The organism is Sphaerisporangium perillae (assembly GCF_023276435.1).
GTDB lineage: Bacteria > Actinomycetota > Actinomycetes > Streptosporangiales > Streptosporangiaceae > Sphaerisporangium > Sphaerisporangium perillae.
The window spans coordinates 105,680-124,301 of sequence record NZ_JALLPO010000021.1; the positions used below are offsets into that span (position 1 = coordinate 105,680).

The window sequence follows — 18,622 nt, forward strand, 5'->3', positions numbered from 1 at the left end:
TGGGCCGGCACCACACCCGGCGGGAAACCACGGGACAGGGCCGGCGACCACGGGAGGACGGACGGGGCTGGCGGGCGGGTCAGCCTCGTTGGAGTGCTTCGCAGATGGCGGTGGCCTCGCGGACGCCGAGCTCGACGGCCGCCGAGCAGTGCAGTAGCCAGCCGGCGACGCCCTCGGCGGTGCCCTTGAGGTAGCCGCGCAGGCTCTCGGCGTACGCGTCGCCGAGGTCGCTGTGGCCCACCTCCACGGCGACCAGGGACTTGGGGTCCAGCCCGAACTCGACGAGTGTCAGCCGTTCCGCGGCCCTGGCGACCAGGCCGTCGACGGTCCCGAAGGGGCGGACCGCGGCCAGTTCCGCGTGCACGATCGCCGCGAGCACCAGCGCGGGGGCCTTCGACGGGGTCGTGATCAGGGTCACGAGGGAGGCGATGCGCGCGGCGGCCGCCTCCGCGTCGGGTGCCGGCCCCAGACCGAGGATGTCGGAGGCTTCCGGTCGAGCGCCACCACTCCGCATGGGCCCCTCGGCCACCGAGCCGGCGCCCTCGGCGTCCGGACGCCCTGAAGCATCTTGGCCGACGAGACCGGCGAGACCGGCGCCATCGCCATGCGGGCGGCCCAGGAAGCCGCCGCCGGCCTGCGGGTGGTCCCCGGGAGTCTCGGGGACCTGGTCGCCGCCGAGCGGCGGCAGGTCGAGGGTGGTGCGGGGGCGGCCGAGAAGGTCTTCGGGGACGAGCCCGGCGGCGGCCAGCGCGTGGAGGCGGGCGAGGACCTGCCTCGGGGCCGTGCGCCAGGTCTGGCGGAGGCGCCCCACCTCCGAGGACGCGCGCAGCGCCCCGTCGGCGATCGGCGAGTGGGCCTCACCGGCGCGTAGCGACTCCAGCGTGACGTCGGCGCCCTCGAGCGCGGCGGAGGCGCGCGCGCCGCGTAGCGCGGACTCGGCGGACACCTCGGGCCCCCGGCGGCGCAGCACGCGATGTCCGTAAAGCCGGTCGACCGCCGCTCGGGCGTTCTGGACGGCGTCGGGTACACCGGGAAGCCCGGCGATGACAGCCAGTGGGTCGCTCACGCCTCCCGACCTTACCCGCGAGTAGGATGCGGGCACACGGCGGCCGAGGTCAACGGCAGGTCAAGGGATCTTCAACGGAGGGCAAGGCACGGCGGCGCCGGTTCAGGCCGACTTCAAAGGCGAGTCCGCTCTGTGCCGTCCGGCGAATGGGGGCGCCGTTCGGCGCGCGGTTGGCGCCGTTCAACGAGGGCTCCTGAATGGGCCTCATGTGTGTGTGCCACTTTTATTGTTAGATATCATTCCGGCAACGAATGCGCAGCTTTTGTGACTTGCTGTTAAGCCTGTTGTGAACGAAGTTGAACGTGACCGGCAGGCGAGGCCGCCGGTCCGTCCCCCTTGTCCCCGCCGCCCCCACCCTGGTGAAGTGGGACACAGCCCAATCGAGCCAGGCCATGTGAAGGAGTACGTTGTGGCCCCGGAAACCCCTGGTCGCGAGACCCAGGAGACTCTGTCGAACCTGCTGCACGAGAGCCGGCGCTTCGCGCCACCGGCAGACCTCGCGGCGGCCGCGAACATCACGGCCGGCGCCTACGACGAGGCGGCGGACGATCGCCTCGGCTTCTGGGAGCGGGCGGCCGACCGGCTGAGCTGGGGGCGGCGCTGGGAGACGACTCTTGAGTGGAATCCGCCCTTCGCCAAGTGGTTCCTCGGCGGCACGCTGAACGTCGCCTACAACTGCGTCGACCGGCACGTCGAGGCCGGACGCGGTGACAAGGTGGCGTACTACTGGGAGGGCGAGCCCGAGGGCGACAGCCGCACGCTCACCTATGCCGACCTGCAGCGCGAGGTCAACAAGGCCACCAACGCCCTGACCGAGCTGGGCGTGGGCAAGGGCGACCGGGTCGCGATCTACATGCCGATGATCCCCGAGCTGCCGATCGCCATGCTGGCGTGCGCCCGCCTTGGCGCGATCCACTCGGTGGTCTTCGGCGGGTTCTCCGCGACCGCGCTGAGCGGGCGCATCCAGGACGCCGACGCCAAGCTGGTCATCACGGCCGACGGCGGCTACCGCAGGGGGGCGCCGAGCGCGCTCAAGCCGACCGTGGACGAGGCCGTCGCCGAGTGCCCCGGCATCGAGCACGTGCTCGTGGTCCGCAGGACCGGCCAGGACGTCCAGTCGACCGACAAGGACATCTGGTGGCACGACATCGTGGACCGGCAGAGCGAGGAGCACGAGCCCGCTCAGCACGACGCCGAGGATCCCCTCTACATCCTGTACACCAGCGGCACGACGGGCCGGCCGAAGGGCATCCTGCACACGACCGGCGGCTACCTCACCCAGGTCGCCTGGACCCATGACGCGGTCTTCGACCTCAAGCCGGAGTCGGACATCTACTGGTGCACCGCCGACATCGGCTGGGTGACCGGGCACTCCTACATCGTGTACGGCCCGCTGGCCAACGGGGCGACGAGTGTGATCTACGAGGGCACGCCCGACACCCCGCACAAGGGACGCTTCTGGGAGATCGTGCAGAAGTACGCCGTGACGCTCCTGTACACCGCGCCCACCGCGATCCGCACGTTCATGAAGTGGGGCGACGACATCCCCGCCAAGTACGACATGTCCTCGCTGCGCGTTCTCGGATCCGTCGGCGAGCCGATCAACCCCGAGGCGTACGTCTGGTACCGCGAGCACATCGGCGGGGACCGCTGCCCGGTCGTGGACACGTGGTGGCAGACCGAGACCGGCGCCATCATGATCAGCCCGCTGCCGGGAGTGACCTCCGGCAAGCCCGGCGCCGCGATGCGGCCGCTGCCCGGCATCGTCGCCGACGTCGTGGACGACCAGGGCCGGTCGGTGCCGAACGGCGGCGGCGGCTTCCTCGTGGTCCGCGAGCCGTGGCCGTCGATGCTCCGCGGCATCTGGGGGGACGACAAGCGCTACGCCGACACCTACTGGTCGCGCTTCGACGGCATGTACTTCCCCGGGGACGGCGCCAAGCGCGACGAGGACGGCGACCTGTGGCTGCTCGGCCGCGTCGACGACGTCATGCTCGTGTCCGGCCACAACATCTCGACCACCGAGGTGGAGTCGGCACTGGTGTCGCACCCCAAGGTCGCCGAGGCCGCGGTCGTGGGCGCGACCGACCCGATCACCGGCCAGGCCATCGTGGCGTTCGCCATCCTCCGCGGCAGCGCCGAGGAGGGTACGGACATCGCCAAGGAACTGCGCGACCACGTGGCCAAGGCGCTCGGCCCGATCGCCAAGCCGCGCCAGATCCTGGTCGTTCCCGAGCTGCCCAAGACCCGCTCCGGGAAGATCATGCGCCGTCTGCTCCGCGACGTCGCCGAGAACCGCAGCATCGGCGACGTCACGACTCTGGCCGACAGCTCCGTGATGAACCTGATCTCCGAGAAGCTTCCCGCGACCGCGAGCGAAGACTGACCGGGGCGGCGAGCGCGGGGACACTCCGCGAATCGGACGATCCCGACGGCGAGCTCATCTGACGGGCTCACCCTGCGGGCACGTCCGACGGGCGACAGGCACCAAGATCGGTCACTGCGGGCGCGGATCCGGCGACGGATCCGCGCCCGTGGCCTTGCCGCACCATCGGGGCGGGCGGGGCAGGATGACGGTGAGCCGAGGGGGAACACAGCCCGGACCCGGGCATGCAGGCAAGCCGGACCCGGTATGCGGGATAGTCGCCTCCTGATCGGGAAGTTCCTGGGCATATTCGGCGGCGCGTGGTTGTCCGTACGGCCCGGCCTGGCCAGACTGTCGGAGGAGCCGGCCGCCGTTTCGCTCCTTTCGCGGGTCCGGGCCTGCGGCCCGAGCGGCGAGACGAGACGATGAACATCACCACGCACGAGAACGAGTCCGGAATAGCCGATAGGAGAGCAGACATGGCCGCTCCGCCCGAGGAGGAATCGCTCGGCGCGCTCGTCGCCCAGGCGAGCCACCACATCTCAACCCTGGTCCGCTCGGAGATCGAGCTGGCGAAGGCCGAGCTGAAGTTCGACGCGAAACGGGTCGGCACGGCCGCCGGGCTCTTCGGCGTCGCCGCCTTCATGCTCCATCTGTGCCTGATCCTCGCCTCGTTCGCGATCGCCTACGGCCTGGTCCAGCTCGGAATGATGCCGTGGCTCGCCTTCACGATCGTGACGGCCTTCTACTTCGTCATGGCACTGCTGCTGGCTCTGGTCGGCTACCGCCGGCTGAAGGGACTCGCCGGGATGAAGCGGACCACCCGGAGCCTGAAGAACCTCAAGGACGTCGCCGGGCACGACAAGGACGAGGCCGCCGCGCTCGCCGCCGCCTCCTCCCTTTCCGCGCCGGAGCCGTACCGCGGCCCGACGGCGGGGCAGGTCGGCCACCATCGCGTGCCCATGGCCGCCGGGTCATCGACCGGGTCGGCGGCGGGGACGGCGGCAGGCGATCCCGACCCCGGGCATACGAGCCCGCACCCGTGAGCCGCGCCATGAGCGCCCGTCCCGACGAGTCGCTGGCCCGGATTCCCGGGCCCTGGACCCACCGCTCCGTCCACGCGGGGAACGGCATGTTCCACATTGTGGAGGCCGGCGATGGGCCCTTGGTGCTGCTGCTGCACGGCTTCCCGCAGTTCTGGTGGACGTGGCGCCACCAGCTCGTGTCGCTGGCGCAGGCCGGCTATCGCGCCGTCGCGGTGGACCTGCGGGGCTACGGGGCGAGCGACAAGCCGCCACGCGGGTACGACCTGCCGGCGCTCGCGGGCAGCATGGCGGGGCTGATCCGCGCGCTCGGCGAGACATGCGCGGTCGTGGTCGGCCACGACTGGGGCGGCCTGGTGGGCTGGACCATGGGGGCGACGGACCCGAAGGTCGTGCAGCGCCTGGTCACCGTGTCGGCTCCGCATCCCCTGCGGCTCCGCCAGGCCATGCTGACCGAGCCGTTCGGGCAGCTCAAGGCCAGCGCGCATCTGTTCGGCTTCCAGCTTCCCTTGCTGCCCGAGCGCAGCCTGACCAAGGACGGGGCCTCGCGGATCGGCAGGCTCCTGGACGCGTGGTCCGGCCCCGGCTGGCCGGAGGAGGACGTGTCCGCCACCTACCGCGACGTCTTCCGCATTCCCACCGTCGCCCACTGCGCCCTGGAGTACGACCGCTGGTTCGTGCGCTCGCAGCTCCGTCCGGACGGCCTGCGATACCGCAGGCTCATGCGCACCGAGATCGAGATGCCGACGCTGCAGCTGCACGGTTCGCTCGACACCTGCACGCTGCCGCGTACGGCCCAGGGGTCCAGCAGGTACGTCGCCGCGCCGTACCGCTGGCGGCTCATCGAGGGCGTCGGGCACTTCCCGCACGAGGAGCGTCCCGAGCAGTTCGACGCGGAACTGCTCGGCTGGCTGGGCGACCCCGAACCCGACCGGTGACCACCGGTCGGACCGGCGGCGACAATGGACGGGAAGCACGAGCAGACCGGACGATCGAGCAGGCGGCGAGTCCGGACCGGCTGACACCTCGGGCATCGGGAGGAACAGTGAACGCGCAACAGGCGAGCCGAGACAGGGATCCGGCCGGACGGCCGCGCAACGCCCGGCCGCGCGACGCGCTGGGCCGCCCCCTGCCGAAGGGCGCGCCCGGCGTGGAACGCGTCCCGGACGACTACGCGCCGGACGCGCGGTGTGCGATCGCCGACGCGATCGGCTACCTCGCCGAGGAACGCCCGTTCCACGCCCATGAGGTCCTGGAGGCCCGCTGGAAGACCGGCCCGCCGGAAGAACGCGAGCTCTGGCAGGGTCTCGCGCAGATCTGCGTCGGGCTGACCCACCTCCAGCGCGGCAACACCCGGGGCGCGGCCACGCTGCTGGACCGCGGCGCGGACCGGATCGTCCGGTACGAAAGCGGCACGAGCACCGACCTGGAGACGAGCGGGCCAGGTCCCGCCGGCCACGCCGTGAGCGGGGCGGGTTCCCTCGATCTCGCGGAGGCGGTGCGCCTGGCGCGCGACCTCGCCGAGCACCCGCCGGCCGACGCCACCGCCGCGATCACGCGGCTGGCCGACGTCTTCAGGGCCTCACAGCAGAGCTGAGTCGCTGTCCGCGCACACGACGCGGGCCGTCTCGATGCCGTCCATGACCGGCATGCGGATGTCGAGCAGCAGCAGGTCAGGACGGTGCGGGGCGGGGTCAGTCGCAGTCCTGGGTGTCGACGCGGGCGAGGGCGCCGCTGCCGTCGTCGGCGTCGGGCCGTACCTCCGCGGCGGTGAGCGCGAACCCGGTGTCCGCCTGGTCGGTCGCCGCGGCGAAGATCACGCCGAACACCTGGCCCGTCGGGGTGAGCAGCGGCCCGCCGGAGTTGCCCGGCTGCACGAGCCCCCGGATGGCGTACACCTCGCGGGTGACCGTCTTGCGGGAGTAGATGTCCGACGCCTTGGCGTTCTGCTTGACGCGGATCCTGGCCGGCCTGGTCGTGAAGCCCTTGCCCTTGGGGAACCCGGCGATGATCGCGTCGTCCCGGCCCTCGGCGGTGTAGTCGAACTTCAGCGGCGTCACGTTCATGTCGGGGACGTACAGGACCGCGATGTCCCTGTCGGGGTTGTAGAGCACGACCTGAGCGTCATGCCCGACGCGGTTCTCGTCGGTCACCCGCAGGTCCTCGGTGACCCCGGCGACCACGTGCGCGTTGGTCATGATGCGGTGCGGGGCGAAGACGAAGCCGGTGCCCTCGATGCGCTTGCGGCAGGCGGGCGCGGTGCCCTGGACCTTGACGATCGCCCGGCGGGCCCGCTGGAGCTGGGGACCCGTGACCACGCTGGCGTCGGGCGGCGGCACCTCGACGACCTGGCCGCCGCCGATGGCGTTGAACACCTGCGGGAACTCCGAGGTGTCCACGAACTTCTTGAAGGAGAGCCGCCAGTCTTTGGCCTTGTCGGGCATCGCCGCGTCGACGGTCTGCAGCAGCAGCGAGCCGTTGGTCTGCTGGCGCAGCCAGGGAAAGGGGGCGACGGACAGCAGCGAGCCGATCAGCCAGGCGATGACCAGGACGGACAGTGCGCTGGTGAACGTGCCCCCGACCGCGTCGACCGTCCGGGCGGGCTCCCACGTGATGTGGCTGCGGACGACCGCGCCGATCGTGGAGGAGGCGAACTGGCCGACCACCGCCGCGAGGAACACGATCACGATGGCGAGCAGCGCCTGCTCTGTGGAGGCGCTGACGACCGCGTGGGCGATCGGCGGCGCGATCAGCACCCCGAGAAAACCTCCCCCGACGAAGCCGAGGAAGCTGAATGCCCCGATGATGAACCCTTGCCGGTAGCCGGACACGGCAAAGGCAATCACGAGAACAATCAGGATGAAGTCTAGGAGATCGCCGCTCACGCCTTAACGGTATCCAGCGCGGCCACGAGCCGTGCACCCGTTGGCTCGATATCGTTGAGCGCATGGTATCGATCGGGGGGTCGAGCGACGGGCGTTCGGACGGGCACCCCGGCACGGGCACGCACGCCGCGCCAGGGGAAGCGCGTGCGGCCACGGAGGTGCCGGTCGTCGCCGAGGGGAGGCCGCAGTCCTGGATTCGCAGCCTGCGGTGGGTGCGCGCGGACGCGGGGGTGGCCGGCGAGCTGGCGAAGCGAAGCGTCGGCGAGCTGATCGCCATGGCGCTGGGGGACGATGATCCGGACGGCCCGGCCAGGTGGAACGCCGTGGACGCCTTGCACGCACGAGGCGATCTGGAGACCTTCACCGAGGCAAGAAGGCTCTGTGCGAGCGACTCCGGCGTCGAGCGGGTGCTGGGCGTGGACATTCTGGGCGAGCTGGGCACACCGCATCGGCCCTTCCTCGACAAGAGCCTGTCCGTCCTTCGCTATCTGGCCGCCGCGGACGACGACGTGCGCGTACTCCACGCGGTGCTGATCGCGTTCGGGCATCTGCGCGACCAGCGGGCCCTGCCGTCGGTGATCCAGCTGTCCACTCATCCGGATCCCACCGTGCGCTACGGCGCCGCGTACGCGCTGTCGCACGTCCTGGGCCGTCCCGCGGACCCGGCCGGGCTCGCGGCCCTCCGCCGGCTCGCCAGGGACGAGGACGAGGACGTGGCCGACTGGGCGGCCCTCGGCCTCATCCTCCCGTAGGGGCCTAGCGCCGGGCCAGCCTGAGCATCTCGGGGGGCAGTTCCTCCACGCGCTCGCCGTCCCACGGGCGTTCGAAGCCGGTGGCGGCGAGGACGTCGTTGAGGACGCCGGCCGTGAACCCCCAGACGAGCATGCCGCGCACCTTGAACGCGGGCCCCGCGAACCCGCCGGGAAGGCGCAACCGCAGCCGGTTGCGGGGATCGACCAGTTCGGCGATCGGCACGCGGGCCACGGCGTCGACCTCGTCGGGCGAGGCTGCGTGGACGGCGCACGGCGTGTGCCACCAGCCCAGCACGGGTGTCACCCTGTTGTCGCTACGCCAGACGTACAGCTCCGGGAGCTCGCCGACCACCCGCACGCCGGTGGGATCGAGGCCCGTCTCCTCCTCCGCCTCGCGCAGGGCCGCTCCCACGGGCCCGCCGTCGCCGGGATCCACCCCTCCGCCGGGGAACGCGGGCTGGCCGGCGTGGTTGCGTCCCTTCGCGCTGCGCTGGATCAGCAGGATGTCGGGGCCCTCCGCCGACTCGCCGAACAACAGCAGGACGGCGGCGGCGCGTCCGCCGTCGACCGGCGGGCGCAACGCTGCCGGCACGGGATGGTGGACGGCGTTCGCCGCGAGATCGTGTAACCAGCCGGGCACGGGAGCAGTCATGCGATACCTCCTGCGGGGAGCAACATCGGCCGCGTCCGGCAGCTTCCCACCCGGAGAGACCCTGTCCGGCAGCCTCCCACCCCGAGGGACCCTGTCCGGCGGCTTCCCACCCCGAGGGACCCTGTCCGGCGGCTTCCCACCCCGAGGGACCCTGTCCGGCGGCTTCCCACCCCGAAGACCCTGTCCGGCGGCTTCCCCCCCCCCCCCCCCGAGGGACCGCGCTCGGCGGTACCTCTCGGGGACCGCCGTCGCGAGCGCGCCGGACAGGGCTGTGCCGTCAGGAGAACGGGCCGGGGCGGACGAGCTTGGCCGCCTGGGCGGGGTCGGTCGGTCCCTCGCCGTAGGAGGGGCACAGGCTCGCGAGCGGGCAAGCGCCGCACGCGGGCCGGCGGGCGTGGCAGACGCGCCTGCCGTGCCAGATCAGGTAGTGGGACATCTGCGTCCACTGGCTCTTCGGAATCAGCTCGCCGACGGCGTGCTCGATCTTGACGGGGTCGGTCTCCGTCGTCCATCCGAAGCGGCGGGTGAGGCGCTGGAAGTGGGTGTCGACCGTGATCCCCGGCACGCCGAAGGCGTTGCCGAGCACCACGTTGGCGGTCTTCCTGCCGACGCCCGGGAGCGTGACGAGGTCCTTCAGCTTGCCGGGCACCTCGCCGCCGTAGCGCTCGCAGAGGGTCTGGGCCATGCCGATGATGCTGTTGGCCTTGGCGCGGAAGAACCCGGTCGACCGGATGATCTCTTCCAGCTCGGCCCGGTCGGCGCCGGCATAGTCAGCCCCTGTCCGGTATTTGGCAAAAAGGACTGGAGTAACCAGGTTGACCCTTTTGTCCGTACACTGCGCGGAGAGGATCGTTGCGACCAGCAGCTCGAGGGGGTTGCCGAAGTCGAGCTCACAATGGGCGTCAGGATACGTTTCCGCCAGAATTCGGATCATTCGTCGAGCTCGGCGCACCAAGGAGAGCCGGGACTCCCCAGCGGAGGTCACTTTGCGGGGCACCCCGACAGCCTACGCGTAAGGGCTCTATGAGACCCGCTTGGTGCGGTACGTCACAATGTCTAGCAGCGAGCGCGATCCCAGGCGTGGCGCGCAGTCGTGGTGGCGCGACCACCGGAACGAGGAGGCACCGTGAATACCGACGACGTGCTGGGTAAGGCCCCTTTGTTCTCCGCGCTCGACCGCGAGAGCGCCGCCGCGCTCCGTACGGGCATCTCAGAGGTGGAGCTCCACAAGGGGCAGACCCTCTTCAGCGAGGGCGAGACGGGCGACAGGCTCTACGTCGTGCTGGACGGCAAGATCAAGCTGATCCGCACCGCGCCCGACGGCCGCGAGAACCTGCTGAGCGTGCTCGGCCCGAGCGAGATGTTCGGCGAGCTGTCGCTGTTCGACCCCCGGCCCCGCACGGCCAGCGCGATCGCGCTGACGGACGTGCGCCTGGCCGGATTAGGCCACGACGACCTGCGCCCCTGGCTGACCGGTCGCCCTGAGGTCGCCCTCCACCTGCTGCGTGCCCTCGCGCAGCGGCTCCGCCGCACCAACGACGTGATGGCCGACCTCGTCTTCACCGACGTGCCGGGCCGGGTGGGCAAGGCGCTGCTGGACCTCGCCGAGCGCTTCGGCCAGCGGACCGAGGAGGGCCTGCGGGTCCACCACGACCTCACGCAGGAGGAACTGGCCCAGTACGTCGGCGCCTCGCGCGAGACCGTGAACAAGGCCCTCGCCGACTTCGCGCAGCGCGGCTGGCTCCGCATCGAGGCCAAGGCCGTCGTCATCATGGACGCCGACCGCCTCTACGCCCGTTCCAGGTAGCCCCGTCCGCCCTGCGCGCCCGGGCGTCCCCGGATGCCCTGCGCGGCCAGGCGTTCTCGCATGCCCTGCGCGCCCGGGCGTTCTCGCATGCCCTGCGCGCCCGGGCGTTCCCGGATGCCCTGCGCGGCCAGGCGTTCTCGCATGCCCTGCGCGCCCGGGCGTCCCCGGATGCCCGTCCTATGTGCCCGGATCGTCGAGGTAGTCGAGCTGCGCCCGTACCGACCATTCGGCCGCCGGCCACAGGTCCTCGGGGACCTCGGCGTAGACGATCTCCACGATCTCCCGCGGCGTCCTGGCTCCGCCGGCCCGCGCCTTCCTGATCTGCTCCAGTCGCTCCCGCCGGTGGGCGATGTAGCCGTCCAGCACCGCGAGGGGCTCCGGGAGCATCGGCCCGTGGCCGGGCAGCAGCACCCGCGCCGCCGTGACCTCGGCGCGCGCCCGCAACCGGTCGAGGCTGCGCAGGTAGTCCGCCAGGTCTCCGTCGGGCGCGATCACGGTCGTGCCGCGGCCGAGGATGGTGTCCCCGGTCAGCATGGCCCCGTCACTCGGCAGCCAGAAGCAGAGGGAGTCGAAGGAGTGGCCGGGCGTGCCGATCACTCGCAGTTCCAGGTCGCCGGTGGTGACCACGTCGCCGTCCGCGAGCCCTTCCTCTCCGAGCACGTGCCGGGGGTCCAGGGCCCGTACGCCCGCGCCGACCATCTCGGCGAACCGCCTGGCCCCGCCGCTGTGGTCCTCGTGCCCGTGCGTGAGAAGGATCGCCTCGACCCGCCGCCCGGCGAGATGCCCGGCCACACGCCGCAGGTGTCCCTCGTCGTCTGGGCCGGGGTCCACGACGAGTACGGACTGCGCGTCCGGCTCGCCGATGACCCAGGTGTTGGTGCCGTCGAGGGTCATGGGGGAGGCGTTGGGCGCCAGCAGGTTCGTCGTCCGGGCCGTTCCGGCGCCGTCCAGGCCGTCCAGGGGGATTCGCAGACCACTCATGGCAATCGGTACTCCTCGTCCGGGATGACGAGCCACATCTCGCCGTCCACCTCGGCGGCGCGGGGCTGGAACGTCACGATCTTCCGGTCGCACGCCATCACCGCGTCGACATCCTCAAATTCCGAAATATCAGCCAACGTGCGGAACGTGGGCGGCAGTAGAAAGATCTCACCCTTCTTGGCGCGGTCGAGGGCCCGCTCCGGGCGCAGCCAGGCGACCTCGTCCGCCTCCCCGCCCACGTCTCGGGTGCGCTGGCCGGCCGGCATCGCGGCCACGAAGAACCGCGTGTCGAACCGCTTGTGCTCGACGTCCGGCGTGATCCAGTGGCCCCATGGCCTGAGCAGGTCGGCGCGCAGCACCAGGTCCCGCTTGTTCAGGAACTCAGCGAGCGACAGGCGCCGGTCGATCAGCGCCTCACGGTCGGCCTCCCAGTCGTCACCCGTGGTGTCGGCGACCACCCTGTCGGCGCTCGGCCCTGCCAGCAGGACCCCCGACTCCTCGAAGGTCTCGCGCACCGCCGCGCAGACCAGGCCGCGCGCGGTGCCGATGTCGGCGCCGAAGAGGCGGCCCCAGGTCTCGGGCGCCGGGCCGGCCCAGGCCACGGCCTGGTCGGCGTCGCGCGGATCCACCGAGCCGCCAGGGAAGACGTACGCGCCGGCGGCGAACGCCATGCTCGCCGCGCGCCGCAGCATGTAGACCTCGAGGCCTCCGTCGCCATCCCGACCATCCCCGCCGGGCCCCTCGGGGCCGTTCTGGTCGCGGAGGCTGCGCAGGAGCACCACCGTCGCGGCGTCCCTGGCGGGCACGGGAGCGATCTCGCCCGACAGGATCGCGCGGGCGCGCTCGCCGAACTCTCCAGGCAACGGGATGCCGTTCATCAACTCTCCTTGAGCGTGGAGACTCCCCTTCAGGGGTGAGGTGGTCAAGCCACCTCCATGGTCCAACCGAACGACGCTCGGCCGGACCATGGTGTCATGGCACTGTACGTGGGCTCCAGCGGCTGCCAGCTTGCGGATCTCACGGCCATACGGCTTGTGGTCTGACGGCTATCGCACCTCGGCGATGAGCTCCACCTCGACGGGAACGTCCAGCGGCAGGGCCGCCACGCCGACGGCGCTGCGCGCGTGGATGCCCGCGTCCCCGAAGACCTCGGCGAACAGCTCGCTGGCGCCGTTGATGACGCTCGGCTGGCCGGTGAAGCCGGGCGCGCTGGCCACGAAGCCGACGACCTTGACGATGCGCACGACGTTCGACAGGCCGCCTGCGGCCGACGCGAGCGCCGCGAGGCCGTTGAGCGCGCAGATCCTCGCCTGGCGCTTGGCCTCCTCGGCCGTCACCTCGGCGCCGACCTTGCCCGTCGGGCCGAGCTTGCCGTTCTCCATGGGGATCTGGCCCGAGCAGTAGACGTAGTTCCCCGTGCGCACCGCGGGCACGTACGCGGCCAGCGGCTTGACGATCTCGGGAAGGGTCAGCCCCAGTTCCTTGAGACGATCTTCGGGCGTGCTCATGCCTTCTCCCGCTTCATGTAGGCGACGAGCTGCTCGGGGTTCGGCCCCGGAATGACCGTGACGAGCTCCCAGCCGTCCTGGCCCCAGTTGTCGAGAATCTGCTTTGTCGCATGCGTCAGCAGCGGAACAGTCGCGTATTCGTAGCGCTTCATGATGGCACTGTAGACGGGCCCGGCCTCCGTACGCGGCACGGCCACCGGGCCGGCGGAGCGCGGCCGTCCGGGGGTGTGAAGTGCGTCGCAACTGGCCCCTGATGAGGGCGGACGGCGAATCGAAAAGTGACCGTTGGGTAGCCTTCGAAGCGTGAGCGCTCGCGACACCGATTGGGACGGCGTACGACTTCATGTCGTGACCGGCAAGGGCGGCACGGGCAAGACGACCGTGGCCGCCGCGCTGGCCCTCGCCCTGGCGGCGGGCGGCCGGAAAGTACTGCTCGTCGAAGTGGAGGGACGCCAGGGCATCGCCCAGGTCTTCGACACCCCACCCCTGCCGTACGAAGAACGCAAGATCGCTGTGGCACCGGACGGCGGCGACGTGTACGCGCTCGCCATCGACCCAGAAGAGGCGATGCTCGAATACGTCGAGATGTTCTACGGGATGAAGCGGGCAGGGAAGGCCCTCAACAAGATCGGGCTCGTGGACTTCGCGACGACCATCGCCCCCGGGCTGCGCGACGTGCTCGTCACCGGCAAGACCAGCGAAGCCGTGCGCCGCCGCGACAAGTCGGGCAGGCGCGTGTACGACACCGTCGTCATGGACGCGCCGCCGACCGGGCGGATCACCCGGTTCCTCAACGTGACCTCGGAGGTGGCCGGCCTCGCGCGGATCGGCCCGGTCAAGAACCACGCCGACCTGGTCCGCGGCGTCGTCGCCTCGCCGGAGACCGCGGTGCACTTCGTCACGCTGCTGGAGGAGATGCCGGTCCAGGAGACGCTGGACGGCATCCAGAGCCTTCACGAGGCCAAGCTTCCCGTCGGCGGGATCTTCATCAACATGGTCCGCCCCGAACTGCTGCCGGAGGCGGCCCTCGACGCGGCGGCCGACGGCGGCTTCGACGCCGCCGATCTGACGCTCGGCCTCAAGGCGGCCGGCCTCACCGACGGCGCCGCCGGATCGTCCTCGATCGCCGAGGCGCTGGCCGCGGAGGTCGTCGAGCACGCACAGCGCACCGCTCTGGAGCGGCGCGAGAGGCAGACGCTCGCCGAGGCCACGGTGCCGCGGTACGAGCTGCCGCTCCTGCCCGAGGGCGCCGACCTCGCGGGCCTCTACGAGCTGGCCGAAACAATGTGTTCGCAGGGAGCAGCGTGAAGCCTCATCCCGAGGAAGCCCCCCACCTGGCCGCCGGCTTCGCGGTGAGCGAGTCCGACGGTCACGGGGCCTTCGCCGGTCACCTGGGCGACGGCGCGCGCCGGGCCTCGCCGGTTCTGGACATGGACGCCGTCCTGGACGACCCGCACACGCGCATCGTCGTGTGCTGCGGCTCGGGTGGCGTGGGGAAGACCACGACGGCGGCGGCCCTCGGCCTGCGGGCGGCCGAGCGCGGCCGGCGCGTGGTCGTGCTCACCGTCGACCCCGCGCGGCGTCTCGCCCAGTCGATGGGGCTCACCGAGCTGGACAACACCCCGCGCCTGGTCGCCGGCGTCCAGGGACCGGGCGAGCTGCACGCGATGATGCTCGACATGAAGCGGACGTTCGACGAGATCATCGAGGCGCACGCCGACCCCGAACGCGCGCGGCAGATCCTCACCAACCCGTTCTACGAGTCGTTGTCGTCCAGCTTCTCCGGCACGCAGGAATACATGGCGATGGAGAAGCTCGGCCAGCTCCGCCGGTCGGACGAGTGGGATCTGATCATCGTCGACACGCCGCCGTCGCGGTCGGCGCTCGACTTCCTCGACGCGCCGGAACGGCTTGGCCGCTTCCTCGACGGGCGGCTGATCAGGATCCTCATGGCGCCCGCCAAGGCAGGAGGCCGGAGCGCGTTCAAGCTGCTCAACGCCGGTTTCAGCCTGGTCGCGGGCGCGATTACCAAGATCTTGGGCGCGCAGTTCCTCAAGGACATCCAGACCTTCGTCGGGGCCCTCGACGCCGTCTTCGGCGGGTTCAGGCAGCGGGCGGAGCAGACCTACCGTCTGCTCCAGGCACCCGGCACCGCGTTCCTCGTCGTGGCCGCGCCGGAACGGGACGCGATGCGGGAGGCCTCGTACTTCGTGGAGCGGCTGGCCGAGGAGAGCATGCCCCTGGCCGGCCTGGTGGTCAACCGGGTGCACCGCTCCCCCGCGCCGGCCCTCTCGGCCGCTCGCAGCGCCGCCGCCGCGGAGGATCTGGAGTCACGTGGCGAGCATGAACTCACGGCCGCCGTGTTGCGGCTTCACGCCGGACGTATGCAGCTCGCCGCGCGCGAGCATCGGGAACAGGAGCACTTCGCGTCGGCCCACCCCACGGTGCCGATCGCCGAAGTGCTGGCGATGCCGGAGGACGTGCACGATCTCGCGGGTCTACGCCAGATCGGCGAACTCCTCGCATCCTGATGATCATGATGGTGGACTCTGGTGACGCGAATGAGGGGCCGTCACCAGCCCCTCGCGCGCGATGAAGGGCGCGAGGCGATGTCCCGCCTCCGCCCCTGAACTCAGCCGGCAATCAGCTCGTTGGTCCGCTCGTACTCTTCCTTCGCGACCTCCAGCAGGTCACGCCAGGAAGTGACATCCGGCCGCCGCCGGAGCAGCGCTCGCCGCTCCCGCTCGGTCATCCCGCCCCAGACCCCGAACTCGATGCGATTGTCCAGTGCATCCGCGAGGCATTCGGTACGGACCGGGCATCCTCGGCAGATGAGCTTCGCCCTGTTCTGGGCGGCACCCTGGACGAACAACGCGTCAGGATCCGCACCCCGACAGGCGGCACGGGAGGTCCAATCCGTGATCCACATTTCGACCCCACTCCCCTATAGGTGGTCAGTCGTCACTTGGCGGCCGACGGGCGCGGGCGTCGAGCCTCCTTATTCAGTTGCCGCAGAGGAGAACGTACGCAACCAGACGTTCGGACCGACAGACCCCGGGCGGGTCAATTTCACACATGGTCATGTCAGGCCATGTGGCCGGGAATGACTAGTCATCCCCGTCGCGGGTAGCGGGCGAGTCAATGCGAAATGGGCTTTGGGTACCTATTGGGTCAGTGGTTCGGCATACTCTTGGACTCGTGCAAGCTCAAGGCAAAGGCAACGGGTCCGCAGTAGGGAATCTCGTACGGCTGATCGCAGCCGCCGTCGCCGCGGGTGTGCTGGCCGCGGCGATCGCGCTGCCTGCCGTCGGCGGAGCCGGCGTGGGGGTCAAGAGCGCCTCAGACGTGCTCAACCTCAACCCTGAGGACCTCAACGAACCGGATCTTCCCGAGAAGACGGAGATCCGCGACGCCAGCGGCAAGCTCATCGCACAGTTCTACTACCAGAACCGCGAGTCGGTTCCCCTGGAGAAGGTCGCTCCCGTCATGCGCGAGGCGATCATCTCCATCGAGGACTTCCGCTTCTACGAGCACGGCGCCCTCGACCTCGAAGGCTTCGCACGCGCCATGATGAAGAACTTCCAGTCCGGCGGCGTCTCCCAGGGTGGCTCCTCGATCACCCAGCAGTACGTAAAGCAGGTGCTGCTCAACAAGGCCGAGACCAAGGAAGAGCAGCTCGCCGCCATCGCGCCGACGGTCTCCCGCAAGCTCAACGAGCTCCGGTACGCCATGGGCATCGAGCAGAAGTACACCAAGGACGAGATCCTCGAGCGCTACCTCAACATCGCCTACTTCGGCGCCAGCGCGTACGGCATCCAGTCCGCCTCCAAGCGGTTCTTCGACAAGCCCGCCTCCAAGCTGAACCTCGAGGAGGCGGCCACGCTCGCGGGAGCCGTGCAGAACCCCAACGCGACGGACCCGAACCTCGGCAAGCAGCACAAGGCGGCCCTGCTGGCCCGCCGCAACACCGTGCTCGACCGCATGGCCGAGCTGAAGAAGATCACTCCTGAGCAGGCCGCGACGGCCAAGGCCAAGAAGCTGGTCTTCAAGGACATCGACATCCCCGGTGGCTGCGAAGAGAGCGACTACCCGTACTTCTGCATGTACGTCCAGAACGAGATCCGCAACGACTCGCAGTTCGGCAAGACCCCGAAGGCCCGCCAGGAGTTCCTCAACCGCGGCGGCCTGACCATCAAGACCACGCTCGACACCAAGATGCAGAAGGCCGCCGACAAGGCCATCAAGCAGTGGGTCAACGCCTCCGACAAGCCGGTCGCCGCCGAGGCCCTGGTCGAGCCGGGCACCGGCGCCATCAAGGCCATGGCCGCCAGCCGCAAGTACGGCCGGAGCAAGAAGAAGAACCAGTCCACCTACAACCTGGTCGCCGACGCCGCGCACGGCGGCGGCACCGGGTTCCAGGCCGGTTCGACGTTCAAGGTCTTCACCCTCACCACGGCGCTCGAAGAGGGCATGAAGTTCAACGACGGCATCAACTCCGGCAGCAGCTTCCAGGCCGGCGGCTACAGCGACTTCAAGAACTGCAAGGGCGAGAACGTCGGCGACCCCAACCACGTCGCCCACAACTCCGAGGGCGGCGGCGGCTTCAAGACCCTCCAGACCGGCACCTGGGGATCGGTCAACACCTTCTTCCTGAACCTGGAGAAGAAGGTCGGGCTCTGCGACGTCGTCAAGACCGCCAAGGACCTCGGCATCAAGCGCTCCGACGGTGGCAAGCTGCAGGAAGTCGAGACCTTCACCCTCGGCGTCAACGAGATGGACCCGGTCACCGTGGCCAGCGCCTACGCGACCTTCGGCGCACGCGGCAAGTACTGCAAGCCGATGGCGATCACCGCGATCACCGACCGCAACGGCAAGACGACCGAGTTCAAGCCGTCCTGCAAGCAGGCGATCGAGGAGGAGGTCGCCGACGCGGTCAGCGACATCCTCTCGGGCGTGTTCACCAAGGGCACGATGCGGGGCGTCGGCGGCATCGGCCGGGACGCCGCCGGCAAGACCGGCACCACCGACGGCTCCATGACCGCCTGGTTCGCCGGGTACACCCCCGACCTCGCCGCAGCCGTCAGCCTCGGCGACCCGCGCGGGTCCTACACCCACCCGCTGCGCGGCGTGACCATCGGCGGCCGCTACTACGGCGAGGTGTTCGGCGCCACCATCTCCGGCCAGATCTGGAAGGCCACGATGCTGAGCGCCCTGGCCAACATCGAGCCTTCCTCCTTCACTCCACCGGACATGAGCCGCTTCGGTGGCTGCAGCGCCGGCTGCGCGCCCAAGCGTCCCCGGAAGGACCCGATCGCGAACGACGGCACCGGCTACCCCGTTCCCAACGACAACGGCCAGGGCCCGGACCTCGGCAACCCGGACAACAACCACGGCAACCGCGGCGGCGGGAACGGCCGCGGAACCGACCCCGTCACCGTCGTCCCCACCGCCCCCGCCGGCTGATCACACCAAAACGCGAAGTGCCCTCCACATGAACCTTTGTGGAGGGCACTTCAACATCCAGCGGATCGAGAAGGCCACGCCGTGCGGCCACCGCACGGCC

Annotated in this window: 19 protein-coding genes; 9 read left to right on the forward strand and 10 right to left on the reverse strand. The window is 70.4% G+C overall.

Going from position 1 to position 18,622, the window contains the following annotated elements; all coding sequences use genetic code 11:
- Positions 1-79: 79 nt before the first annotated feature.
- Entirely contained in the window at positions 80-1,066 is a 987-nt protein-coding gene (locus MYF83_RS21525) for a Fic family protein (RefSeq protein ID WP_248962383.1), read from the reverse strand.
- Positions 1,067-1,475: 409 nt separating this feature from the next.
- Between MYF83_RS21525 and acs the strand changes: the two genes are divergently transcribed.
- The 4 genes from acs (at position 1,476) to MYF83_RS21545 (ending at position 6,071) form a co-directional block, all read left to right on the forward strand.
- Positions 1,476-3,452 carry an acetate--CoA ligase gene (gene acs / locus MYF83_RS21530; RefSeq protein WP_248962385.1) on the forward strand — a complete coding sequence of 659 codons (1,977 nt, stop codon included), beginning with the start codon at positions 1,476-1,478 and terminating at the stop codon, positions 3,450-3,452.
- A gap of 458 nt (positions 3,453-3,910) precedes the next feature.
- Entirely contained in the window at positions 3,911-4,477 is a 567-nt protein-coding gene (locus MYF83_RS21535; protein ID WP_248962386.1) for a phage holin family protein, read from the forward strand.
- 8 nt (positions 4,478-4,485) lie between these two features.
- A complete protein-coding gene (locus MYF83_RS21540; protein WP_248962387.1) occupies positions 4,486-5,412 on the forward strand; it encodes an alpha/beta fold hydrolase in 927 nt (308 codons plus the stop codon).
- A 107-nt stretch (positions 5,413-5,519) separates the two neighbouring features.
- On the forward strand, positions 5,520-6,071 hold the full coding sequence (locus MYF83_RS21545) for a DUF309 domain-containing protein (protein ID WP_248962388.1): 552 nt from the start codon (positions 5,520-5,522) through the stop codon (positions 6,069-6,071).
- Positions 6,072-6,168: 97 nt separating this feature from the next.
- Here the strand turns inward: MYF83_RS21545 and MYF83_RS21550 are convergent, their stop codons facing one another.
- The gene (locus MYF83_RS21550; RefSeq protein ID WP_248962389.1) at positions 6,169-7,359 is read right to left on the reverse strand and encodes a MarP family serine protease; all 1,191 of its coding nucleotides are present in this window, start codon (positions 7,357-7,359) and stop codon (positions 6,169-6,171) included.
- A gap of 62 nt (positions 7,360-7,421) precedes the next feature.
- Here MYF83_RS21550 and MYF83_RS21555 point away from each other — a divergent pair, with 62 nt between their 5' ends.
- Positions 7,422-8,111: a HEAT repeat domain-containing protein gene (locus MYF83_RS21555; protein ID WP_248962390.1), complete on the forward strand. Its 690-nt coding sequence runs from the start codon at positions 7,422-7,424 to the stop codon at positions 8,109-8,111.
- 4 nt (positions 8,112-8,115) lie between these two features.
- Here the strand turns inward: MYF83_RS21555 and MYF83_RS21560 are convergent, their stop codons facing one another.
- Entirely contained in the window at positions 8,116-8,763 is a 648-nt protein-coding gene (locus tag MYF83_RS21560) for an NUDIX hydrolase (protein WP_248962391.1), read from the reverse strand.
- A gap of 277 nt (positions 8,764-9,040) precedes the next feature.
- Positions 9,041-9,697, reverse strand: a complete 657-nt coding sequence (gene nth, locus MYF83_RS21565) for an endonuclease III (RefSeq protein WP_248962392.1) — start codon at positions 9,695-9,697, stop codon at positions 9,041-9,043.
- Positions 9,698-9,889: 192 nt separating this feature from the next.
- Here nth and MYF83_RS21570 point away from each other — a divergent pair, with 192 nt between their 5' ends.
- Complete coding sequence (locus MYF83_RS21570; RefSeq protein ID WP_248962393.1) at positions 9,890-10,570, forward strand: Crp/Fnr family transcriptional regulator; 681 nt, start codon at positions 9,890-9,892, stop codon at positions 10,568-10,570.
- Here MYF83_RS21570 and MYF83_RS21575 read toward each other — a convergent pair.
- From MYF83_RS21575 to sp36, 5 genes are all read right to left on the reverse strand, one after another.
- Positions 10,552-10,713 (reverse strand): hypothetical protein, encoded by a 162-nt coding sequence (locus tag MYF83_RS21575; protein WP_248962394.1) that lies wholly within the window; start codon positions 10,711-10,713, stop codon positions 10,552-10,554. The genes MYF83_RS21570 and MYF83_RS21575 overlap by 19 nt on opposite strands.
- A 34-nt stretch (positions 10,714-10,747) precedes the next feature.
- Positions 10,748-11,551, reverse strand: coding sequence for an MBL fold metallo-hydrolase (locus MYF83_RS21580; RefSeq protein WP_248962395.1), 804 nt, complete (start codon positions 11,549-11,551; stop codon positions 10,748-10,750).
- A complete protein-coding gene (locus tag MYF83_RS21585) occupies positions 11,548-12,429 on the reverse strand; it encodes an NUDIX hydrolase (protein ID WP_248962396.1) in 882 nt (293 codons plus the stop codon). The genes MYF83_RS21580 and MYF83_RS21585 overlap by 4 nt, the downstream gene beginning before the upstream one ends.
- A 168-nt stretch (positions 12,430-12,597) precedes the next feature.
- Positions 12,598-13,059, reverse strand: a complete 462-nt coding sequence (locus MYF83_RS21590) for a RidA family protein (RefSeq protein ID WP_248962397.1) — start codon at positions 13,057-13,059, stop codon at positions 12,598-12,600.
- Complete coding sequence (gene sp36, locus MYF83_RS21595) at positions 13,056-13,211, reverse strand: Sp36 family protein (RefSeq protein ID WP_248962398.1); 156 nt, start codon at positions 13,209-13,211, stop codon at positions 13,056-13,058. Before sp36 ends, MYF83_RS21590 begins: the two co-directional genes overlap by 4 nt.
- A 151-nt stretch (positions 13,212-13,362) precedes the next feature.
- Here sp36 and bagA point away from each other — a divergent pair, with 151 nt between their 5' ends.
- Both bagA and bagB read left to right on the forward strand, forming a co-directional pair.
- Positions 13,363-14,367, forward strand: a complete 1,005-nt coding sequence (bagA, locus tag MYF83_RS21600; protein ID WP_248962399.1) for an ATPase BagA — start codon at positions 13,363-13,365, stop codon at positions 14,365-14,367.
- Between the two features lie 122 nt (positions 14,368-14,489).
- Entirely contained in the window at positions 14,490-15,590 is a 1,101-nt protein-coding gene (bagB, locus tag MYF83_RS21605; RefSeq protein WP_248962437.1) for an ATPase BagB, read from the forward strand.
- A gap of 101 nt (positions 15,591-15,691) precedes the next feature.
- Here the strand turns inward: bagB and MYF83_RS21610 are convergent, their stop codons facing one another.
- Positions 15,692-15,988 carry a WhiB family transcriptional regulator gene (locus MYF83_RS21610; protein WP_114029663.1) on the reverse strand — a complete coding sequence of 99 codons (297 nt, stop codon included), beginning with the start codon at positions 15,986-15,988 and terminating at the stop codon, positions 15,692-15,694.
- 269 nt (positions 15,989-16,257) lie between these two features.
- On the opposite strand from MYF83_RS21610, the gene MYF83_RS21615 reads away from it, so the two are divergent.
- Positions 16,258-18,522, forward strand: coding sequence for a transglycosylase domain-containing protein (locus MYF83_RS21615; protein WP_248962400.1), 2,265 nt, complete (start codon positions 16,258-16,260; stop codon positions 18,520-18,522).
- Positions 18,523-18,622 lie beyond the last annotated feature (100 nt).